21 protein-coding genes and 1 pseudogene are annotated in these 20,705 nt (G+C 71.1%); 12 read left to right on the forward strand and 10 right to left on the reverse strand.

Features of this window, described 5'->3' with window-relative positions:
• Positions 1–2 precede the first annotated feature (2 nt).
• The 3 genes from ACIA8D_RS33100 to ACIA8D_RS33110 are packed head-to-tail and all read left to right on the forward strand — an operon-like array spanning position 3 to position 2,349.
• A complete protein-coding gene (locus tag ACIA8D_RS33100) occupies positions 3–983 on the forward strand; it encodes an ABC transporter ATP-binding protein (protein WP_399237887.1) in 981 nt (326 codons plus the stop codon).
• Complete coding sequence (locus tag ACIA8D_RS33105; protein ID WP_399237888.1) at positions 980–1,699, forward strand: ABC transporter permease; 720 nt, start codon at positions 980–982, stop codon at positions 1,697–1,699. The genes ACIA8D_RS33100 and ACIA8D_RS33105 overlap by 4 nt, the downstream gene beginning before the upstream one ends.
• Positions 1,672–2,349, forward strand: a complete 678-nt coding sequence (locus tag ACIA8D_RS33110) for an ABC transporter permease (RefSeq protein ID WP_399237889.1) — start codon at positions 1,672–1,674, stop codon at positions 2,347–2,349. Before ACIA8D_RS33105 ends, ACIA8D_RS33110 begins: the two co-directional genes overlap by 28 nt.
• A 168-nt stretch (positions 2,350–2,517) precedes the next feature.
• On the opposite strand, the gene ACIA8D_RS33115 is transcribed toward ACIA8D_RS33110, so the two are convergent.
• From ACIA8D_RS33115 to ACIA8D_RS33125, 3 genes are all read right to left on the reverse strand, one after another.
• Positions 2,518–3,087 carry a DinB family protein gene (locus ACIA8D_RS33115; RefSeq protein WP_399237890.1) on the reverse strand — a complete coding sequence of 190 codons (570 nt, stop codon included), beginning with the start codon at positions 3,085–3,087 and terminating at the stop codon, positions 2,518–2,520.
• 139 nt (positions 3,088–3,226) lie between these two features.
• Positions 3,227–6,460, reverse strand: coding sequence for an amidohydrolase family protein (locus ACIA8D_RS33120; RefSeq protein ID WP_399237891.1), 3,234 nt, complete (start codon positions 6,458–6,460; stop codon positions 3,227–3,229).
• 224 nt (positions 6,461–6,684) lie between these two features.
• The gene (locus ACIA8D_RS33125; protein WP_399237892.1) at positions 6,685–7,656 is read right to left on the reverse strand and encodes an esterase/lipase family protein; all 972 of its coding nucleotides are present in this window, start codon (positions 7,654–7,656) and stop codon (positions 6,685–6,687) included.
• Between the two features lie 511 nt (positions 7,657–8,167).
• Between ACIA8D_RS33125 and ACIA8D_RS33130 the strand changes: the two genes are divergently transcribed.
• A complete protein-coding gene (locus ACIA8D_RS33130) occupies positions 8,168–9,331 on the forward strand; it encodes a helix-turn-helix domain-containing protein (RefSeq protein WP_399237893.1) in 1,164 nt (387 codons plus the stop codon).
• 178 nt (positions 9,332–9,509) lie between these two features.
• Positions 9,510–9,794, forward strand: coding sequence for a tetratricopeptide repeat protein (locus tag ACIA8D_RS33135; RefSeq protein WP_399237958.1), 285 nt, complete (start codon positions 9,510–9,512; stop codon positions 9,792–9,794).
• A gap of 70 nt (positions 9,795–9,864) precedes the next feature.
• Here the strand turns inward: ACIA8D_RS33135 and ACIA8D_RS33140 are convergent, their stop codons facing one another.
• Positions 9,865–10,812: an alpha/beta fold hydrolase gene (locus ACIA8D_RS33140; protein ID WP_399237894.1), complete on the reverse strand. Its 948-nt coding sequence runs from the start codon at positions 10,810–10,812 to the stop codon at positions 9,865–9,867.
• A gap of 153 nt (positions 10,813–10,965) precedes the next feature.
• Here ACIA8D_RS33140 and ACIA8D_RS33145 point away from each other — a divergent pair, with 153 nt between their 5' ends.
• From ACIA8D_RS33145 to ACIA8D_RS33165, 5 genes are all read left to right on the forward strand, one after another.
• Positions 10,966–11,616 carry a TetR/AcrR family transcriptional regulator gene (locus tag ACIA8D_RS33145; protein WP_399237895.1) on the forward strand — a complete coding sequence of 217 codons (651 nt, stop codon included), beginning with the start codon at positions 10,966–10,968 and terminating at the stop codon, positions 11,614–11,616.
• Positions 11,617–11,663: 47 nt separating this feature from the next.
• Positions 11,664–11,903: a chaplin gene (locus tag ACIA8D_RS33150; RefSeq protein WP_399237897.1), complete on the forward strand. Its 240-nt coding sequence runs from the start codon at positions 11,664–11,666 to the stop codon at positions 11,901–11,903.
• Positions 11,904–12,232: 329 nt separating this feature from the next.
• On the forward strand, positions 12,233–12,541 hold the full coding sequence (locus ACIA8D_RS33155; protein WP_399237899.1) for a hypothetical protein: 309 nt from the start codon (positions 12,233–12,235) through the stop codon (positions 12,539–12,541).
• Positions 12,542–12,738: 197 nt separating this feature from the next.
• Positions 12,739–13,167, forward strand: coding sequence for a signal peptidase I (locus tag ACIA8D_RS33160; protein WP_399237900.1), 429 nt, complete (start codon positions 12,739–12,741; stop codon positions 13,165–13,167).
• 65 nt (positions 13,168–13,232) lie between these two features.
• A complete protein-coding gene (locus ACIA8D_RS33165; RefSeq protein ID WP_399237901.1) occupies positions 13,233–13,610 on the forward strand; it encodes a VOC family protein in 378 nt (125 codons plus the stop codon).
• Positions 13,611–13,638: 28 nt separating this feature from the next.
• On the opposite strand, the gene ACIA8D_RS33170 is transcribed toward ACIA8D_RS33165, so the two are convergent.
• Positions 13,639–14,550, reverse strand: coding sequence for an aminoglycoside phosphotransferase family protein (locus tag ACIA8D_RS33170; protein WP_399237902.1), 912 nt, complete (start codon positions 14,548–14,550; stop codon positions 13,639–13,641).
• 203 nt (positions 14,551–14,753) lie between these two features.
• Between ACIA8D_RS33170 and ACIA8D_RS33175 the strand changes: the two genes are divergently transcribed.
• Positions 14,754–15,965, forward strand: coding sequence for a methyltransferase (locus ACIA8D_RS33175; RefSeq protein WP_399237904.1), 1,212 nt, complete (start codon positions 14,754–14,756; stop codon positions 15,963–15,965).
• A gap of 61 nt (positions 15,966–16,026) precedes the next feature.
• Here the strand turns inward: ACIA8D_RS33175 and ACIA8D_RS33180 are convergent, their stop codons facing one another.
• Complete coding sequence (locus tag ACIA8D_RS33180) at positions 16,027–17,313, reverse strand: FAD-dependent monooxygenase (protein WP_399237906.1); 1,287 nt, start codon at positions 17,311–17,313, stop codon at positions 16,027–16,029.
• An 84-nt stretch (positions 17,314–17,397) separates the two neighbouring features.
• Between ACIA8D_RS33180 and ACIA8D_RS33185 the strand changes: the two genes are divergently transcribed.
• Positions 17,398–17,985 carry a TetR/AcrR family transcriptional regulator C-terminal domain-containing protein gene (locus ACIA8D_RS33185; protein WP_399237959.1) on the forward strand — a complete coding sequence of 196 codons (588 nt, stop codon included), beginning with the start codon at positions 17,398–17,400 and terminating at the stop codon, positions 17,983–17,985.
• A 59-nt stretch (positions 17,986–18,044) separates the two neighbouring features.
• Here ACIA8D_RS33185 and ACIA8D_RS33190 read toward each other — a convergent pair whose 3' ends face one another.
• The 4 genes and pseudogenes from ACIA8D_RS33190 to ACIA8D_RS33205 all read right to left on the reverse strand — a co-directional run bounded on the left by ACIA8D_RS33190 (position 18,045) and on the right by ACIA8D_RS33205 (position 20,670).
• Positions 18,045–18,320, reverse strand: coding sequence for a hypothetical protein (locus ACIA8D_RS33190; protein WP_399237907.1), 276 nt, complete (start codon positions 18,318–18,320; stop codon positions 18,045–18,047).
• Positions 18,321–18,377: 57 nt separating this feature from the next.
• Positions 18,378–19,031, reverse strand: a complete 654-nt coding sequence (locus tag ACIA8D_RS33195) for an HAD family hydrolase (RefSeq protein ID WP_399237908.1) — start codon at positions 19,029–19,031, stop codon at positions 18,378–18,380.
• Between the two features lie 72 nt (positions 19,032–19,103).
• Positions 19,104–20,218 (reverse strand): annotated as a pseudogene (locus ACIA8D_RS33200) (PP2C family protein-serine/threonine phosphatase).
• Positions 20,219–20,313: 95 nt separating this feature from the next.
• Entirely contained in the window at positions 20,314–20,670 is a 357-nt protein-coding gene (locus tag ACIA8D_RS33205; protein WP_399237909.1) for a hypothetical protein, read from the reverse strand.
• Positions 20,671–20,705: the final 35 nt, after the last annotated feature.

The following is a 20,705-nucleotide window of genomic DNA, read 5'->3' on the forward strand; positions in this document are numbered from 1 at the left end:
CCGTGACCGAGGAGCATTCCACGATGCAGACCGCCGGCGCCGCAGCAGACATCGTTTTCGACGCGGCCACCAAGACGTACGACGGCACGACCGAGGCGGCCGTCGACGCGTTGTCCCTGACGGTTCCCGCGGGCGAGATCTGTGTCCTGCTCGGCGCCTCCGGGTGCGGCAAGACGACCGCGCTGACCCTCGTCAACCGGCTCACCGAGCTGACGAGCGGCGACATCCGGATCGGCGGCAGCAGCATCCGCGAGCAGGACGTCATCGAACTGCGGCGCGGCATCGGCTACGTCATCCAACAGGCCGGTCTCTTCCCGCACTTGACGATCGAGGAGAACGTCGCGACGGTGCCGCAGGTGCTCGGCTGGAAGAAGCCGAGGATCGCGGAGCGCTCGCGCGAGCTGCTCGAACTGGTCGGCCTCCCGCACAAGGAGTACGCGCACCGCTACCCCTCGCAGCTCTCCGGCGGCCAGCGCCAACGCGTCGGCATCGCACGGGCGTTGGCGGCGGACCCGCCCATCATGCTGATGGACGAGCCGTTCGGCGCGCTGGACCCGGTGACGCGCGAGCACGTGCAGGACGAGTTCCTGAAGCTGCAGGAGCAGGTACAGAAGACGACGCTGTTCGTCAGCCACGACATCGACGAGGCCGTCCGCATGGGCGACCGCATCGCAATCCTCGCCAAGGGCGGCAAGCTGCTCCAGTACGACGCCCCGGAGAAGATCCTGCGTGAGCCCGCCGACGACTATGTGGCCCGCTTCGTCGGCACGGACCGGGGCCTGAAGGCGCTGACGCTGCGCACGCTCGGCGATCTGAAGCTGGAGCCCGCGGACGGCGCCGAGGGTTCCCTGCGCACCACCGACACGCTGCGCACCGCGCTGTCGGCGCTGATGGCCGGTGGCGCCGAGCGGCTCGCGGTCGCCGACGTGGCCGGCGAGCCGGTCGGCTCCGTCACCGTCGCGCTCATCCGGGAGGCGGCGTGATCTCGCTGGCCGCCGGCCCCGTCATCCCCGACTTCGGCACGGCCAGTTCGTGCGTGCGCGACAACGGGGTTTTCTGCGTCGACTGGTTCACCGCGAACTTCTCCAGCGTGTTCGGCCCCGCCCTCGTCCAGCACGTGCGCCTCACGGTGATCGCGGTCGGGATCGGCTTCCTGATCGCGTTTCCGCTGGCGCTGCTCGCGCACTTCCGGCGGTGGCTGGTCCGTCCGCTGGGCGGGCTGACCTCGTTCCTCTACACGATCCCACCGATGGCGCTGTTCACGCTCCTCGTCCCGGTGTCGGGTCTGTCCGTTCTGACCGCCGAGATCGCCCTGGTGGCGTACACGCTGATGGTGCTGTTCAAGTCGACGGTCACCGGGCTCGGCGAAGTGCCGGAGGACGTACGCCGTGCGGGTGTCGGCATGGGTCTGACCCGGCGCGAGGTCCTGTGGCGCATCGAGCTGCCGCTGGCGCTGCCCGCGGTGGTCAGCGGGCTGCGGGTGGCGACCGTGACCACGATCAGTGTGGTCGAGATCGCCGCGTTCATCATCGACCAGGGCCTCGGTTCGCCGATCATCCAGGGCCTCCAGTCGCCGTTCAACACCCAGTTCATCGGGGCGGGGCTGCTCGCCGTGGCGCTCGCGCTCGCCGCCGACGGACTGCTCGTGCTGCTCGGCCGGGTGCTCACACCATGGGCCAGGACGCGGAGGACCGCCTGATGCACACCTTCCTCGCGAGTTTCTCGTTCATGGCCGACCACTTCGGCCTGCTGCTCAGCCGGACCGTCGACCATCTGCTGCTCTCGGCGGCGGGCGTCGCCGTGGCGCTGGTGATCGCGGTGCCGCTCGGTGTGTGGCTCGGACACCGCGGCAAGGGGTCGTTCCTGACCGTGAGCATCTCCAACATCGGCCGGGCGCTGCCCTCGCTCGCGCTCATCGCGATCTTCCTGGGGCTGCTCGGCATCGGCTTCGTGAACGTCATGACGGCGCTGGTCATCATGGCGATCCCGCCGGTGCTCACGCACGCCTACCTGGGTGTGGAGCAGGTCGACGCGGACCTGGTGCGGGCCGCGCGCGGGATGGGCCTCACGCAGTGGCAGATCCTGTGGCGCGTCGAACTGCCCCTCGCCCTCCCGGTGTTGTTCACCGGTATCCGCATCGCCGTCGTGTACGTCATCTCCAGCGCGACCTTGGCCGCCGTCGCGGGCGGCGGCGGCCTCGGTGACATCATCCTCAACCAGGTGTCGTACGGCCTGTCGGGTGTCATCGCGGCGGCGCTGTGGGTGGCGGTCCTGGCACTGGCCGCCGACGGCCTGTTCGGCACCGTCGGCAACCGGATCGCGCCGCGGGGGATCAGGGTCCGAGGCTGACCACGGGTGTCCGGACCCGCCGCGGCCCGGATCCGGGGCGGCGGGCCGTGAACCCACCCGACTGCCACGGCGAGCGGGGCGGGGGGGGGCGGGCGCCCCCCCCCCCCCCCCCCCCCCCCCCCCCCCCCGCCGCGGCGCGAGGATCCGGCCTGATCCAAGCGATGGGCCCTACCCCGCGTAGGGGCTGCCGCCGAGCCAGGTGGTCCCGTCGATCACTTCGCGCGCCGCGTCCAAGTGGCCGCTGTGGCAGGCCACTTCCGTGAGCACGTGGATCAGGATGTGCCGTACGTCGGGCAGCCGCCAGGCCGGCCAGATCTCCACGGGCCAGGCGGCGGGCTCCTGGTCGAGCGTGACGTCCGCGAGCACGCCGTCCGCGCGCGCGATGGCCGCCCGGTATTCGGCGAAGACCTGCCGTGCACCCATCCCTTCGGGGACGTACCAGTGTGGCTCCGCGCCCGCCGTGAGCTGTCCGGCCACGTCCTCGGCGCCCGCGACCACCCCGGGGAACCAGAAGCGCTCGACATCCACGGTGAGATGGCGCACCAGCGCCAGGCAGCTCCAGCCACTGGGCAGCGCCGGGCGCCGCAGATCGTCTTCCGAGAGCCCCTCAAGGATCCCGAGGACGTGTTCACGCTGGCGGTCCAAGGCGCCCTTGAGGGCGCCGAGTTCGACGCTCGCCGGGCGCTGCCCCGACCGCCGCTCCGCCACCACCACGGGCTCTCCTGTCGCACCTGTCATCCGCGCGCCTCCTCCACCGCAGAGCGAAACCTGACGTCCGGTCCGGACGCTACACCGGGGGTCTGACAACCCTCCGCCGAAGCGGGGAGGTGCCGCCCCCCCCCTGCGCTCCTTCCGGTCGGAGCGCAGGGTGCCCGGCCTAGGCACCGGCGTCGCAGCAACCTTCGCGGCGCATGAGGCGGCCCACTTCCAGCCAGTCGTCGCCGGTGGCCTTCAGTGATCTGGAGGTCACCGGTTCGAACGAGCCGACCAGGTCGGCCTGTTGGAAGGGGACGCCGCCGCGCAGCACCGCCGTCGTACGGATCAGGTCGTCGAAGTCGGTGAACGGGTCGCCGTCGACGATCGTGAGGTCGGCGAGCTTGCCCTCCTCCAGGGTGCCGAGGTCCGCGTCCGCCCCGAAGACCCGGGCGGGCATCAGCGTCGCCGTGTGCAGGGTCTGGGCCGGGGAGAGACCGCCGCGGTGCAGGGCGCGCAGCGCGAGGTGCAGGTGGAGGCCGACCGGGACCAGCGGCTGGTCGGTGCCGAGCGCGATGTGCCCACCCGCGGCGAGGATGCGCCGGTAGACCGCGAGTTCGGTGTCCAGGGTGGCGAGCTGGGCGGCCGTGGGCGGCGTCTTGGCCAGCTTCTCCACGGCGGCGGTGTCCCACGGCGGCATCAGCCGGGTCACACGCGGGTCCTCGGCGATGGCCGGGTCGGCGCCGATCAGCGGCTGCGCGGTGAACGGGGTGGCGATGAGGTGGAAGTCGCCGGTCTTCGAGTAGATCTCCCGCACGTCCTGATTCGCGTGCCCGGTGGCCGTCGTGGCGTGCCCGAACTCCAGGCGCTGCGTGGCTTGCAGATGGGTCGTCAGGTCCTGGCCGAGCTGGATGCCCGGGGTGCACAGGTGGCTTCCGCTGCGCACACCGAGCCGCTCGTGCGCGAAGGAGGCCGCCTCCTTCATCACCCAACCCGGCGCCCGAACATAGGTCTTGACGAAGTCCCAGTCGAGGGCGGCGGCCCGGGCGAGCGAGCGGCGCAGACCGGCGCGGGTGCGGTGGGCGCGGCCCATGCTGTAAGCGACACGCGGCCCGTCGAGCAGCTCCCCGGTGGCAAGGAGCCGCGGCCCGGCCAGCGCGCCCGCGTACACCGCTTCCCTGATGCGGGCCTGCTCGTAGGCGAACCCGCCGAGGGAGACCGCGGTCGTGATGCCGTACACGAGTTGGAGCGCGGTCTGGCGGCCGCCGTAGGTGGATTGCCAGGGGTGGGTGTGGGCGTCGAAGAGGCCCGGGATCACCGTCCGTTGGGACGCGTCGATGCGCTTGGCGGAGGCCCGGCCGCCCGCGCGGTGCGGGGTGACGGCGGTGATGCGGCCGCCCTCGACGGTGACGTCGACGTCGTCGCGGACCTCGGATCCTGTGCCGTCCCAGAAGCGGCCCGCGTGCACGACGGTGTCGGCGGGGCGGGGGCGGCGGTGGTCGAGCGGGATTCTGACCGTACGGGCGGTGCCCTTCGCGACGTCGAGGAGGCGGAGCCGGCCCGCGCTCAGGTAGAGGAGCTGCCGACTGTCGGCGGACCAGCTCGGGTGGTCGGCGGCCTCGTCGGTGACCTGGCGGGCGTCGCCGTCCGGGGTGCCGTCGGGGCGTACGGGCAGCAGCCACAGCGCGGACTCGACGACCACGGCCATGGTGCGGCCGTCGGGCGACCAGGCGGGCCCGGAGTCGTAGCGGTCGGCGATCGAGACGTGCGGGGCGACGGCGTGCACGACCGCCTTGCCGGTCTTGGTGTCGACGACGCGGACGAGGTTGTAGCCCTCGCGGAAGCGCTGGTTGAGGCGGCCACGGTCGCACAGCGCCACGTATCTGCCGTCGGGCGACCAGCAGGGTCTGCCGGGCAGTCCGCCGCTGCCCATCGGGGCGGCGAGGACGCGTTCGGTGCCCGCGGTCAGGTCGCGCAGGACGAGGTTCCCGGACATGTCGATGCACGCCAGACGCTGCCCGTCGGGCGAGAGCGCGGGGAACGCCCGGCCGCCCTCGGCGAGCACCGTCTCCTTGCCGCTGTCCAGGTCGTGGCGGCGCACGGAGAACAGTCCCGCCCGGTCGTCGGCGTAGACGAGGGCCTTGCCGTCGGGGGTCCAGGTCGGGGCGAGTACGTAGCGGGTCTGCGGGACCTGGAGGACCTTGCGCGGGGCACGCCCGTTCGACGTACCGCCGATCCACAGGGCATTGAGGGCGGCGAAGGCGACCTGCTTGCCGTCGGGCGACAGGGCCGGCAGGTGCGGGGAGCGGACCGGGCGGACTCCCCCGGCCTCGAAGTCGTAGCGCTTGACGCGATAGTGCGGCCGGTGGACCGGGAGCTTCGCGGTGAACGCGATCCCTTCCCCCTCGCTCGGGGCGGCGGGGCGCACGAGGCGGAAGCGGCCGTCGACGGTGAGCAGCAGGGTGTCGGGTCCTGTCCAGCGGGGCGGCACGGGTGCGAGATCACCCGGCACGTCGACCGGCTTCCCGTCGACGACGAGGGTGCAGGTGGCGGAAGGTGCGGCGGTGGTCCGCAGGTAGGCGAGCGGCCCCTTCGGCCCGGGTGCCACGGCCGGGGTCATGACCTGGGCGCCGGAGTCGTCGGCGTGCTCGGTGGTGACGACGCCGGTGCCGTCGGCGGCAACCGAGGCGAGGGTGGACGCCTGGAGGGTTCCGGCGTCGGTGACCACGGCCCGTACGAACACCACGCGGGTGCCGTCGGCGGACCAGGTGGGGTCGAAGTCCTCCCAGGCGCCGCCCTGCCCCGGGCCTTCCTGACCGGGAGCGCCGGTAAGCCGGGTGAGGGTTCCGTCGCGTACGTCGACGGTCCAGATCCGGTACGGGGCGGCGTGCTCGGGGTCCCCGCCGCGCTCGGAGGCGAAGGCGATCCGGTGGCCGTCCGGGGACCAGGCGGGCCCGCGGTCGTCCCACGGCCCGTCGGTGAGCTGCTTCGGTGCGCCGCCGTCGGCGTCCAGGAGCCACAGGTGGAAGCCGCCGCCCTGGTAGCCGCAGACGACGAGCCGCTTGCCGTCCGGGGCGAACTGAGGGCGGGTGGGCTCCAGTTCAGGGGTGGTCAGCGGTCTCGCGGTGCCGCCCTTGCGGGGGATCGACCACAGGATGTTCTGGATCTCGGCGACGAAGCGGTCGCCGGAAGGGGCGAGGGTGGCGGCGCCGTTGGTGGCGGCGGTGAAGGAGAGGGAGGCCGGGGTGTCCTGGGCGGCCGCGGCCGCCGCCGGTTCGAGGAGGGTTCCGGCTCCTGCGGCGAGGGCGCCGGCCGTGGCGGTGGTGGTCTGCAGGAAACGGCGGCGGGTGAAGGAGGCCCCCGGGAGGGATGTGGTGTCGGAGATGGCCTCGGGGGTGGTGACGGGGGTGGTGTCCATGAGACTCCCAATGCACGGAGGGCGTGGGGACGCACGAGCCCGAGGGGACTCGTGGGTCTTGCGGGACCGAACTGTGCGCGAGTCGAACAGGGAACGCACAGCAACATACGTGGCACCCGCAGTGAGTCAACATGGCCGACGGCGTGAACCGTCCGATGGACACACGGAAGCGGCCCGCCGGGGTGAGGGCGGCGGGCCGCTTGCTGATCGAGCCGCGGGGGTGGCTACTGCTCGACCGGCCCGGTGGGCCCGGTGAGCGGGAGCACCGCCTGGCAATTCACCGCGCGGGGGTGCTCGGGGTCGAGTGCGTTGAGGACGTGAGTGAGGGTGACCGGGTCGTACGGGGCCTCGAGATGGTCCGTGTAGTCCTTGGCGCAGGTGTCCTGGAGCCGGATGTTGCGCACGCTCGCGCCGGGCCCCGCCTTGAGGAAGGCGTTGGTGTAGGGCGAGACCACCTCGTCGTACTTGGTGGCGATGACGGTGTAGTCGACGCCCGGGACGGTGTCGCCGCGGGCGTCGAGGTCCTTGTTGAAGTCCGAGCCGATCTCCTGCTCGACGAGGGCCGGGGCGGCCTTGTCCAGGAACCCGTTCACGGGCTCCAACAGATGCAGCCGGCGGCCGAGTTCGGTGATGCCGGACAGGGTGGTGCCGTGATTGGAGGGGGTGATGCCGACGAGTTTTCCGACCTTGCCCGCGGCGCTCGGGTCGTCCTTGAGATAGGTACGGGGCAGCGGTCCACCGCCTTGCGAGTGACCGACGAGGTCGACCTCGGCCGTGCCCGTCGCGCCGCGCACCTTGTCCACGAAGGCGCCGAGCCGCGCCGCGCTGTCCTTCATGTGGGCGGTGCCCTGGATCGGTGATGTCGCCTTGTCGGCTCCGTAGTTGAAGGCGAAGACGCAGTAGCCGTTGTTCGCAAGGAGCGGCGCCGCGCCACGCCAGTTGTCGTTCATGTTCTCGAGCGTGCCGTGGATCAGCACGACGGGCCTCGGATGCTCGGCGCTCGGCTTGCAGCCCCAGTCGTTCGCGCCGGGCGGCGCCTCGCCGGCCTTGAAGAAACCGGCCAGGAATCCCTTGGTGAAGTTGTACTCGACCGGCCGCTGCTCCTCGGTCGCGGTCGCGTGCGGGGAGCCGAGCGAGACAAGTCCCGCCACTCCGAGGGCACCCGCGGCTGCCGCACCGAGTATCCTGCGTCTCATTTTCCAGTACCGTCCCTTGTTCTGGAATGCCGCGCACTGAGCGGCGTCGGACGGCGTGAAGCTAGGAGAACTCCGAGGCGCCCGGCAATGCTGTGGGAACGGCGGTGCGCAGGGCGCGCAGAACGGTGCCAGGATTCCTCACTCGCCCCGGGCGAAAGTGTCACGAAGGTGAGCGCCTCACCCACTCCACACCCCCGGTGATCCGAAATACCGCTGGTGAACGACCGACTAGCACTGGTAGTTGACTTCGTGTCAACATCTTGACCGGTGAGTAACCTCGGCCCATACTCGGCGAACGGACGGACCTGGGAGCGAAGGGATGAACGGACCCGGCACGATCGGCACACCGAGTTCCGGGGGCGCGTGGGCGGCATTTCCGCAGCGACTCCCGGACGAGCTGCGCAGAGAGAACCCGACCCTCGCGGCCGAGATAATCCACGAAATCCGACGCCAGATCCCTGAATTCTCCCGGCCGTTGTCCGGGCAGTTCGGAATGTCCATCCAAAGCGGCGTGGAATCCACCCTCGCGGAATTCGTCGACCGGGTCGGGAATGGCGGCGGGGAACTCGACGCGCGGCGCCTTCCGATCTACCGGGCGCTCGGCCGCGGCGAGTTGGCGGAGGGACGCAGCCTGGACGCGCTGCAGGCCGCGTACCGGCTCGGCGGCCGGGTCGCCTGGCGGCGCTACGTACGGGTGGCACGGCGCCTGTCCCTGAGCACGGACGCGCTGACACGGCTCGCGGAGGCCGCGTTCACGCACATCGAGGAGATCGCGGCGGCGTCCGTCACCGCGTACGCGCGCGCCCAGGCCGACGCCGCCGGGACCCTCGACCGCCGCCGCCACCGCCTCCTCGCCCTCCTGGTCGCCCCCGCCCCTCTGGGGCCCATGGCACTGGAGCAGGCGGCACAGGACGCGGAGTGGGTGCTGCCGGAGCTGGTGGCCGCGGTGGCGTTGGGACCTCGAGGAGCGGAGGTTCCCGGGGTCGCGGGAGGCGCCGGGGCCGGACGGGCCGGGGGCACGCCGACCGGACCGGCGACGGCGGCCCCCGCGGCCTCCACCACGGCGCGGGCGCCGGGGCGCGGCAGGGAAGGCGCGTCCCCGGTCCGCAAGCCGCTGCCCGATGCCGTGCTCGCCGATCTCGACGGCCCCGCCCCCTGCCTGCTCGTCCCCGACCCCGGCACGCGACTCGCCGACCCGCGCCTGCACCGGCTCCTGGCCGAGCGCGCGGGCGTCGTCGGCCCCGTCGTACCCCTCGCGCTGGCCGCCGATTCGCTGCGCTGGGCGCGCACCTTGCGCGAACACGGGGCCGCGGGCGCCGACATGGAAGCGGGGCGGCGGGAAGCAGGGCCGCTGGAAGCGGGGCGGCACCTCACGGACCTGCTGCTGCTCGCCGACCCCGCACTCGTCCGCCTCATGGCCGCGCGCCGCCTCGCACCGCTCGCGGACCTCACTCCGAAACAGCGCAGTCGCCTGGCCCACACCCTCCTCGCCCACCTGCAGAGCCCGCACGGCAGCGCTCCCGAGCTGGCCGCCCGCCTGGCCATCCACCCGCAGACGGCGCGCCAGCGCCTGCACCACCTGCAACGCCTCTTCGGCACCGCCCTGACCGACCCCGACGCCCGCTTCGAGCTGGAGGCGGCACTGCGCGCGGAGCGGCCGAGTACGCGGCCGTGAGGCGTCGACCTGCGTAAACATCCATGGGCCGGGCCCGTACGTACCGCACCTGCCCGCGCACACCGCCCGGGAATACCCCACCCCCTTGCCCCCGTTGAAGGCGTCGAGCAAGGAGGCAACAGTGGAGCAGCAGTACTACACGCACGGGACGGCCGCGGAGCGCTGGGACCGTGCCCAGATGTTCTTCGAAGCGAGGGAGTACGCGAACGCCGCCCGGATCCTCGACGGCCTCGTCGAGGAGGTTCCCGAGCAGGTCGGCCCCCGCCTCCTCCTGGCCCGTTCGTACTACCACTCGGCCCAACTGCGCCGCGCCGAGACCGCGTTGCGCACCATCGTGGAGCGCGACCCGGTGGAGCACTACGCCCGCCTGATGCTCGGCCGCACGCTGGAGCGTCAGGGTCGGCACGACGAGGCGGCGCCGCATCTTCGGATGGCGTCGGCGCTCGCGGGCGAATTCGACTAGGGCACGAGCACGGAACACGCGGGTCCTGCCCAGAAGGCAGGACCCGCTTACGTTGACGCGCGCCCTGGTGTCAGCTCCGGTCCCGGCCGACGAAGTCCGCTATCGCGACAGCGACAGCCTCGGGCTGCTCGTCGGGAATGAAGTGCCCGGCATCAGGCACGACGATTCCGGTGACGTTGTCGGCCCACGCCCGGATGGATCCGGCCATGTCCGGAACGGAGCCGTGGCTGCTGGAGATCCCGAGGACGGGCACGGTCAGGTGTCGCCGCTCGAGCGCCTCGCGGTTCTTGCGGGCCGACTCCGCGGCGTCCCGGTAGTACGCGAGGGAGGCACGCAGGCCACCGTCGGCGGCGACGGCCGCCGCGTAGTGGTCGATCTCGGCGTCGTCGAAAGTGCCGGGAGACAGGGCCTTCGCCTTCAGAAACCAGCCCACGTACTCGCGTTCCCGGCCGGAAAGCAGTGTCTCGGGCAGGTCGGGCACGGTGTGGAACGCGAAGTGCCAGGTCTTCCACGCGCGGTCCGGGTCGGTGGGGATCGCCTCCGGGAGAGTGATGCCGGGAATCCCGGCGTCGAGCAGGGCGACCCCGCGCAGGTGGCCCTCGAAGGTGAGGGCGAGGGAAAAGGCGACCCAGGCGCCGACGTCGTGGGCGACCAGGGAGTAGGTCGACACCCCGAGGGACTGCACGGCGGCGTGGACGTGCGCGGCGAGCGCGTGGGTGTCGTAGCCGCACTCCGGACGCTCGGAATGCCCCTGCCCCGGCAGGTCGATCGCGATGACGCGGAACCTGTGCGCGAGTCCAGGCATCACCTTTCTCCAGGCCCACCAGGTCTGCGGGAACCCGGCAAGCAGCACGACGACCGGACCGTTCGACCGACCGCCCTCGACGGCATGAAGACGGACCCCGCCCGCGGCGACCCAGCGGTGTGTGAACCCGTCCAGGTGCTGCAGGGGCAGGTCACGGACGGGGTTGCTGTCGCAGACATGTGGGGTGCTGGTTGCGGGGCCGGGGCCGGTCACGGGGATCCTCCGTCGGTGTCAGGGGCGTGCGGTGCGGTCGGGACGGTGCGCGCCATGCCGGAAGCTAGCACATCTTGAACTAACCAGTTCAAGATAAGATGGCGCACACAACACGGCCCGACACACCCCGCCGAAGAAGCAAGGAAGTACCGCGTGGCAGGCAAGAAGCAGTTCGACATGGACGCGGCGCTCGACGCCGCGATGGTCCAGTTCTGGCGCTCCGGCTACGCCGACACCTCACTGGACGCCCTGTCCCGGGCAACCGGCCTCAACCGCAGCTCCATCTACTCCTCACTCGGCGACAAGGACGCCCTCTTCCTGCGCTGCCTGGACCGCTACGCCGCGCGTTACGGCGAGAAGTACGACGACGCCCTGTCGTGCGCGACCTCGGACCCCGTTGCGGCCGTTCGCGCCTTCTTCGACGTCACCCTGGAGCGCATCGTCCACCCCGAGGTGCCCGATGGATGCCTGATCACCCAATCGACCATGGCGATCCCCGCACTGAACCCGGGCGTCGCAGCACACACCACGAAGACACTGGACCTTCAACACCGGCGCCTGCACGCCGCACTGAAGGCCGGTCAACTACCCGAGCAGCACGCCGAGTCCTTCGCCGTCCACGTGATGGCCGTGAACCAGTCGCTCGCCGTGATGAGCAGGGCCGGGGCGAGCCCGGCACAGCTCCGGTCCATCGTGGGTGTGACCCTTGACGCGCTGTCACAGGCGGTGGGCACGTTGAAGGATCCCCCGAACCGACTCCCCAAGAAGCGGGCGCCGCGGAACTGTGAATGCCTGGGGAGGTGACGGGATGCGTACCCGTCACCACACTTCCCCTCATTCAAGGAGTCTTCATGAAGCCCCTGATCAAGCTGGGTGTCACGGCAGCTGCGACCGGTATCGCCGTCCTGGGAACCGCCGGCCTGGCCGCCGCGGACAGTGACGCGTTCGGCGTGGCGGAGAATGCGCCCGGCGTGGGCACCGGCAACATCGTTCAGGTCCCGGCGCACGTCCCGGTCAACGCAACGGGCAACTCCGGCAACATCATCGGCGCGCTCAACCCGACCTTCGACAACACCAGCTCCAACGACTGACGGAGGCGAAGCCCCCTCCGCCGCGACGGCAGAGGGGGCTTCGCCGCGCCGGGGAGGTACGACCACTTCGGCCGAAGGCCCGCCCTCCCGGGAAACCACCGGCGCGCACTGAACCGAAACCGAAGCGATCCCGTCCTCCAGAGCACACGAACCGCGTCAAGAGCCGTGCCGCCCCACAGCAATTCAAGAATTGCGCAGGCCAGGAGCGAATCGCCGAGGACCGCGCAAGCGATTGACGCTCGAGAAGTCGACCTCTTCATATACAGTGACAAACTGCTATCAAACAGGCCAAATGGGCTGCACAGCCCGTCACTTGGAGAGGGAGACCCTTGCTCCGTCGTTTCGCCACACTCGCCGTGTCCGCCGCCATCGCGGGCGGCGTCCTGTTCTCGGCCGTCCCGGCGCAGGCCGCCCCCGCCGCCGACCAGGCGGGCGTGTCGGCCCGCGGCCCGATCACCTGCAACATCCCCAAGATGCGCCAGCAGGTCGCCAACCTGAAGTCCAAGGCCGCCAAGCTGGACGCCCTCGGCTACCACAAGTCGGCCGCCAAGGAGCGCGCGAAGGCGCGGGCGATCCAAGCGAAGATCAAGCAGTGCCAGGACGCCGACGACAACGCCCCCGGCCCGATCGGCGGCTGAGGCCGCACCGCTCGACCACTTCGGGGCGAACGGGAGACGGCCCCGCAGGTGAACGTGCCCCCGGACGGCGGCAACCTCGCCGACCGGGGGCTTCCGACGACACCTGCCCCTCAACGGCGTACGCCCAGGTGGCCGTTGAGACACGGCCTCTGATCCGTTCCCGGTAAAGCGCGGCGCACCTGCTACCTTCCGGAACCGTGATCGACAACGTATACGTGGGGCATGCCGGCAAGGACGCGGCGCTGGACCGGGGCTGGCTGCTGGGGCACTTCAAGGACACCTCCGATCCTCGGCACAGCGAGGACGTGGAGATCAAGTGGGGCGTCCACCCGCCGGGCGACGAGCGGGCCGAGTGGGTGACCGGCGAGGAGCGCACCGCCCTGCTGGTCCTCATCAGCGGACGCTTCCGGGTGGAACTGCCCGGGCGCAGCGTTCTCCTGGCCGAACAGGGGGACTACGTCGTGTGGGGCCATGGCGTCGACCACTCCTGGTTCGCGGAGGAGGAGTCGGTGGTGCTGACGGTCCGCTGGCCCTCGGTCCCCGGCTACAAGGTGACGAACGAGGACGGGCCCGCCGCCAACGAGGGCCCCTCGCCCGGCCCTTCGGCCGACACGCCGGAGCCGTAGCCAACCAGGGGCGTCCCCACCAAAAACTGCTCACCACGGCGGCCGGTGTCTCCTACCGTTCCGTCATGCAGATCGTCGTGACGCTGGACTGTGTCGACACCGAGGCGCAGGCGCGATTCTGGCTGGCCGCGCTCGCCCCGCTGAACTACCGCCGCGGCTTCGAAGGACCGCCGTACCTGAGCCTGGTCGGCCCGGCCCCCGCGCCCACCCTCCTCCTGCAACAGGTCCCGGAGCCGAAGCAGGCCAAGAACCGCATGCACCTCGACCTCGACTTCGGCACGGCGGACCTGGACACGGAGGTCGAGCGCCTCCAAGAACTCGGCGCCCGCCGGCTCTCTCCCGAACAGAGCGAACACGGCTTCCGCTGGACCGTCGTCGCCGACCCGGAGGGCAACGAGTTCTGCGTGTTCGTTCCCCCGGCGAAGGCCGACTCGGCGCAGTAGCCGCAGCGAGACGTGGGGGGTACTCGGGCTAGCGAGTGCCGGGTGCCAGAACACGATCGAGCGCCGCGCGGCCCGCGGGCCCCCACGTCGGCTTGCCTCCGGGAAGGCCCCTCTCGCCGTTCTGGCCCATGAGGATGAGGAAGAGACTCTTCAGGGCGGCCAGGCCCCGGGCGCGCCGGAGCGTCGCGTCGTCCGCACGCGCATAGGTCTCGAAGAACCGGGCGCCCGCACCCGCGGGCAGGAGCACCCATGCCGACGCGAGGTCCCACGCCGGATCGCCGGCGAACATGGCATCGAAGTCGACCACGCCCGAGAGCGTCCCGTCCGCGACGACGACGTTCGCGGGATGGAGGTCACCGTGCAGCCACACCGGAGGGCCGTCCCACTCGGGAGCCGCGACGGCATCGCCCAACACCTCCCGCACCGCCCGGACGTCGGCGGCAAGACCGCCGGGGTCAATGGCCCCCAGGAAGTCTTCGAAGCCACCTGTGCACTTCTTGGGATGAGCGCCGCGGTCCGAACTGCTCGGCGCCTCAACGGGCGCCTCGACATGGAGCGCCCTCAGAATGCTCGCCAGCGCATCGGCGGCGTGGCCTCCGCGAGTGATCGAGGCGGCGTCCAACGGCTCGCCCCGCACCCACGTCATCACACACCAAGGCCTCGGAAAGCGTGCGGAGGGCTCCCCGGTACGCACAGGGCTCGGCACCGGCAGCGGAAGCCGCGGGGCCACGACGGGCAGCCACCGGCACTCCTTCCGCAGAAGGTCCACGGCACCTTCCCTGCGTGGCATGCGCACGGCCAACTCGTCGCCCAGACGCCACATCTGATTGCCCCAGCCGCCTGCCACCTCGCCCAGGGGCAGCGCCGCGAGGTCCGGATGCTGGTCCGTGAGCAGGTCTCGTACCAGTTCTGCGGTGATCTCGATCTCGGTGCCGGTCATGCGAACCCACAGTAGGCAGGACAACGGTTCCGTGCCGGTTGCTCAGCCGAGTCGTCGATGTACGGCGACCGCGAGCCCGCCGTATCACCAAGGCTCTCGCTGCGACGGGAGCCGCCCATTCACGTGGAGCCGCCGAGCCGACTTGCCGCTAACGCGACCGGCCGCACCCCCGGGACCTGCACCTCCGCTAGCCTTGCCGGACGATGAACCGCACAGATCCGCCCGCGCCGGCCCCTCGTCTGACCACTCCCTGGGGAGACGTCGACCTCACCCGTTTCCCGGAGAACCCTCGCGACCAGCTGCGCGCGTGGGACGCCGCGGACACGTATCTGCTGCGGCACCTCGCCGAGACGGGTACGGACCTCACCGGTGCGGTCACGGTCGTCGGTGACCGCTGGGGCGCACTGGCCACGGCGCTCACCGGGGTCCCCGGCTGCACGCCGACCCTGATCTCGGACTCGTACCTCGGCCAGCAGGCCACGTACGCGAACCTGGCGCGGAACGAGCGCACGGACGCGCACCTCCTCACCACGCAGGACGTCCCGCCCACACGCATCGACGTGCTCCTCGTCCGCGTCCCGAAGAGCCTCGCGCTCCTTGAGGACCAGCTGCACCGGCTGCGGCCCGCCGTGCACGCGGACACGGTGGTGATCGGCACCGGCATGGTGAAGGAGATCCACACCTCGACGCTGAACCTGTTCGAGCGGATCATCGGCCCGACGCGTACGTCGCTGGCGGAGAAGAAGGCCCGCCTGATCTTCAGCGAGCCGAATCCGGCACTCGCTTCCACCTCCGCCGCCGCCCTGAACCCATGGCCGCACACCTATCAACTCCCGCCCGACATCGGCCCGTTGTCCGACCACCCGGTCGTCAATCACGCAGGTGTCTTCTGCGCCGAGCACCTCGACATCGGCACCCGCTTCCTCCTCCAGCACCTGCCCCAGGGCACGGACGCCCGCACGATCGTGGACCTGGGGTGCGGCAACGGCGTCGTCGGCACCAGCGCCGCGCTCACCCACCCCGACGCGGACGTCCTGTTCACGGACGAGTCGCACCAGGCGGTGGCATCGGCCCAGGCCACCTACGCCGAGAACGCCGGCGACCGCCCCGGCAAGGCCGAGTTCCGCGTCGGCGACGGGCTAGCCGACGCACCTCGCGCCTCCGTCGACCTGATCCTCAACAACCCTCCGTTCCACAGCCACCAGGCCACGACGGACGCGACCGCACACCGCATGTTCGCCCAGGCCCGCGCGGCACTCCGCCCCGGCGGCGAACTGTGGGTCGTGGGCAACCGCCACCTCGGCTACCACGTCAAGCTGCGCCGCCTGTTCGGCAACAGCCAACTGGTCGCCAGCAACGCGAAGTTCGTGATCCTGAAGGCGGTCAAGCAGGAGTCTCGCGGCCGACGCGACTGAGGGACGCCGAGCGGCGGGCCGGGTAGACATCCATGACCCAAGCCCGCTCCCGGTCTGCGGACTAGGGCTTGTCGTTTGGAACCGGATACGCCGGCAGCCGCCAGTCGCCGCCCCGGTCCTCCTTGGAGAAGCGTGCGACCAAGTCGGGGATGCGGAGGAAGCAGGCTAGAGCAGTGGCCGTCTGGAAGGCGCTGATCGCGTGCCGGCTCATCGGCATGCCGACCCGCAGCAGGCGGGGGTTGACCTCGTCCTGGATCTCGTTGACGAAGGACCGCAGCACGCGGTCGTAATTCGCCAGGGCGGTGGGCAGGTCGTCGGCGTGCCGATTGATCTCGCCGGCCAAGACGTACGCACCGACCAGGCCGCCGGATATGCCCATGCCGCTGTAGGGCGACGCGCAGTGCGCGGCGTCACCGGCCAGGACCACGTGGCCCTTCGACCAGGTGTCGGTGCGCACCTGGGCGATCTCCTGGGAGTAGAAGAACGGGCTCGTCCCCATCCCCTCGACGAAGCGTTCGGTCTGCCAGCCCGCATCGCGGAAACGGTCGGCCCAGAACTTCTGCTGCTGCTCGACGGGCGCGCGGTGGACCGCGGAGGCTTCCGCCGACTCCTCGCGCATCACGAAGTACACCTGGGTCTCGGTCGCGTTGTGGCTGCGCCGCATGATCTGACGGCCGCCCGGCACCATGTAGGTGTCGCGGATATTGCTGTCGGAGGCGATGCGCGGGACGAACCAGTACGCCATGTGGATGCCGACACGCCAGTACGGGTCGAAGCCTTCGGGCAACAGCGCCCGCCGGATGCGCGAACCCTGCCCGTCCGCGCCGATCAGCAGGTCGTGCTGCCCGCGGGTGCCGTCGGAGAAATGGGCGGTGACGCGGCCCCCGCCCTCGTCCCCGTCCTCGCCCTCGTCGAAGCCGTCCACGCTTTTACCGAAGACGTACTCGGTGTCGTCCTTGGTCGCGTCGTGGAGGATGCGCACCAGGTCGCCGCGCATGATCTCGTACTCCGAGGTGAGGCTCTGGCGGCCCTTGCCGGAGGTGTTCGCCATGATCGTCGCCTTCGGCCTCCCGCGGGAATCGACGAACGCGACTCCGGCCTCGTCCACCAGGTGACCGCGCACGACCTCCAACAGCCCCATGCGTTCCACCGCCTCGATCCCCTGCCCGCGCAGGTCGACCTGCGCCCCCGAGGCACGCAGCGCCGGGAAGCGCTCGACCACCGTCACCTGGTGGCCGCCGCGGGTGAGCCAGAAGGCCAGCGCCTGCCCGGCGACGCCGCCACCGGCGATGAGAACCCGCAAGGCACGTTTCGCCGACCCGTCCACGCTCACGTTCACGTCCGCCATGACAATCCGTCCCAAAATCTATCGGTGATTGATTCCTCCCTTTCGAGAGTCTTCTATCAGCGATAGAATGTCAACGTGACCAAGATGAACCGCGAGACCGTCGTCACTGAAGCGCTGAACCTTCTCGACGAGGTGGGCCTGGAAACCGTCAGCACGAGGCGGCTGGCGAAACGGCTCGGCGTCGAGCAGCCGTCGCTCTACTACCACTTCAAGACCAAGAAGGATCTTCTGGCGGCCATGGCAGAGGCCGCCATGGCCCCGCACGCCACTGCGCCGCTGCCGAAGCCGGAGGACGACTGGCGCGAGTGGTTCCTGGAGAACTCGCGCAGCTTCCGGCGCACCCTGCTCCAACGCCGCGACGGCGCACGCCTCCACGCGGGCAGCGTCCCGACCGGCGACCTCGACCGGATCGGGCGCAAGATGGACTTCCTCACCGGCTCCGGCGTGCCTGAGCAGGACGCGCAGATGGCGATGCTGGCCGTCGGCCGGTACACCGTCGGCTGCGTGCTCGAGGAACAGGCGGACACGGGTCCCGCCGAAGACCTGCCGGCCGACGTCCCGGCCCTCGACCACGACAAGGCGTTCGAGGCGGGCCTCGCCCTCATCCTCGGCGGCCTCCTGCGGCACGTCGCCCCGACCGACTCCGCGCTCACCGTGGACGCCGGGCGCTGATCACCGCACCCCGGCCCGCTCAGTCACAGGTCCGCACGCCTGACGGTCGTTCAGGCGCGTCAGATGTGCCGGAGGACCTGATAGATCGTCTGCGCGGCGGGCGCCGGATGCGGGGGCTCGTGCCAGCCGATCTCCTCGGCCCGCTTCTCGATCGCGGCCCGCGCGGCCACGGCCGCCGCCTCGTCCTCGAAGAAGGCGACGGACAGCCCGTTGCCGGTCGCCGGATCGACGAGGTGGTACGAGCCGTGCACACCAGGCACGGTGGCCGCGGCCTCCAGCACCCAGTCCCGGTCGTCCGTGGGCATCGGCTCCCACACAGCCACCCTCGCGATCATGCCGTCCCCCTTCGCCGGTTCACCGGACCTCCAGGATGCGCCGGTTCCGACGCCGGGTCACGCCTCGCTCAGCGCCAGGACGTGGCCGATCGCCGCCGCGGCGTCGAGGGCGACATGGGTGGGCCGGCAGCCTTCGTACGTCCAGTCCCTGCCGTACGAGACCCAGGCGCTGCGCAGTCCGAGCGCGTGGGCGCCCGCGATGTCGGCGTGCGGTGAATCACCGATGACCCACGCGCCCTCCAACGGGACACCGACGGCGGCGGCCGCTGCCCGGAAGATCTCCGGTTCCGGCTTCTTGCTGCCGATCGCCTCGGAGACGGCCCACCCGTCGACGATCCGGTCGAGTCCGCTGGTACGGATCTTCGCCTCCTGCTGGGCGGTGCGGCCGTTGCTGACGATGACGCGAGTCCAGCCGTCCGCCCGCGCCGTGGTCAGCGCCTCGCGGACCGGCTCCGTCAAGACGACACGGTCGGCGCCGCCGTCACGGAGCAGGCCCTGGACCGCGGCACCCGGCACCATGTCGCCATATCGACGAATCATCGCCGCGGCGACGTCCTGGCGCGCCGCGTACCCGCCCTCGTCCACGCCCATCAGCCAGTCGGCGTCGGCGCTCGCGAGGCCGTAGGCCGCAAGGAAGTCGAGCACGGCGGCGCGGAAGGCGGCGTCGCGGTCGACGAGGGTGTTGTCCAGGTCGAGCAGCATCAGCGGCATGGCCCGCAGTAGATCACGCGGCTTCACGTGCGCGGGCGGTTACGTCCCAGGCAGCTTCACGGCCGCGGGTGGTCACACCCCGGGCAGCGCGGGCCGCTCTATCGCGATCATGACCGCGTCGTCGTCCAGCTCGCCTCCGACATGCGCAGCAGGTCCCGCCGGAAACGGTCGAGGAAGGCCTCCGTGTCGTGCCCGGTCCAGCCGGTGATGCGTTCGGCGAGCGGGTAGAAGGCGCCTGCGGCGTCGCGGGCCTCGGTGACACCGTCCGTATAGAGGAGCAGCAGATCTCCCGGCTCGAAGTCGAAGCTCTCGACGTGGCGGTTCGGGTCCGTGAGTTCGCCCAGGCCCAGGGGCGGGGCAGGGTGCTTCGCGTCCATCGTCATCGGGCGGCCGTCGCGGAGGACGACCGGTGGCGGGTGCCCGCAGGAGACCATGTGGACCGGGCCGTCGCCGTCCGGGATGTCGAGGACGGTGGCGGTGATGAACGTTTCCGCGAAGCGGCCCGCCTCCCCCGGCTCCATCAGACCCCAGCACACGCTCCGCTCCAGGTAGGCCACCAGTTCGCCCAGACCGGCCTGGCGGTGGGCCGCGCCGCGGAACGCGCCGAGCAGCAGCGCGGCGTCGCCGACCGCCGTCATTCCCTTGCCGCGTACGTCGCCGACGATCAGCCGGGTGCCGGTGGTGGTGCGCACCGCCGCGTACAGGTCCCCGCCGATCCGGGCCTCGGCCTCCGCTGCGAGGTAGAAGGACGCGGCGCGCAGCGGGCCGAGCTGCCCGGGGAGCGGCGGCAGCACCACTCGCTGGGCGGTTTCGGACACGTACCGCACCTGCGACAGCTCTCTGGCGCGGCGCTCGCGCAGTACGCAGAAGACGACGAGGCTGACTCCGACCACCAGCAGCGCGACGATCTGTGCCTCGTGGTTGGCCGAGAGCAGCTCGTCCGGGTCGCGGAGCACGCCTATGGTCGTCTGCGCGATCACCGCGAGCGCGGCGACGAGTCCCACGGTTCGGGGGCCGCCGAACAGCGGCGTGATCACGGGGGCGGCGACGAGCAGCGGACCCAGGTGGATGTGGGGCGGCGAGAGCACATCGACCACGGACACGACGACGATCCACGCGAACGGGATGGCGACCAGCGCCCGCCGCGCCCGTACCGGCGGACCAAGCACGTCGTGACCTTGCGACATGCCTCATCTCTACACCGCCGGTGCCCCACGCGCAGCGGCAGCCCCCGGCGTCCCGCCCGTACTCCTCCGTACGGCCCGTGTCCTCCGGGCGCCGACTACCGGGCGCGCCGGTCGTACCTCGCCTGGGCGACGCGTCGGAGGACGCCGCTCCCGACCGCCACGCAGAGACTGATCAGCGTGGCGGTGCCCCAGCGCGCCTCGTTCATGACGCCGCCATGGGCCGCGATGCACAGCCACAGCGTCATGAAGAACGTCATCGAACACAGAATGCGCAACGGCACCAGGTACCACGCCGGCTTGCCCTGGCTCACGGCCGCCCCGTGCCGAGCGCCGTCGACCGCGCCTTCGGGCTCCGCGTCGGCCACCGCGTCCTTCAACCCCCGCTGGACGATGGCGGCGAACTCCCGGTCGATGTCCGCGTCGGAGAACTCTCCCCTACGTTCCTCACTCACCGTGGCCCCCGATTCCCCGAGCAATTGACCCACTG

Source organism: Streptomyces sp. NPDC051684, assembly GCF_044453445.1.
GTDB lineage: Bacteria > Actinomycetota > Actinomycetes > Streptomycetales > Streptomycetaceae > Streptomyces.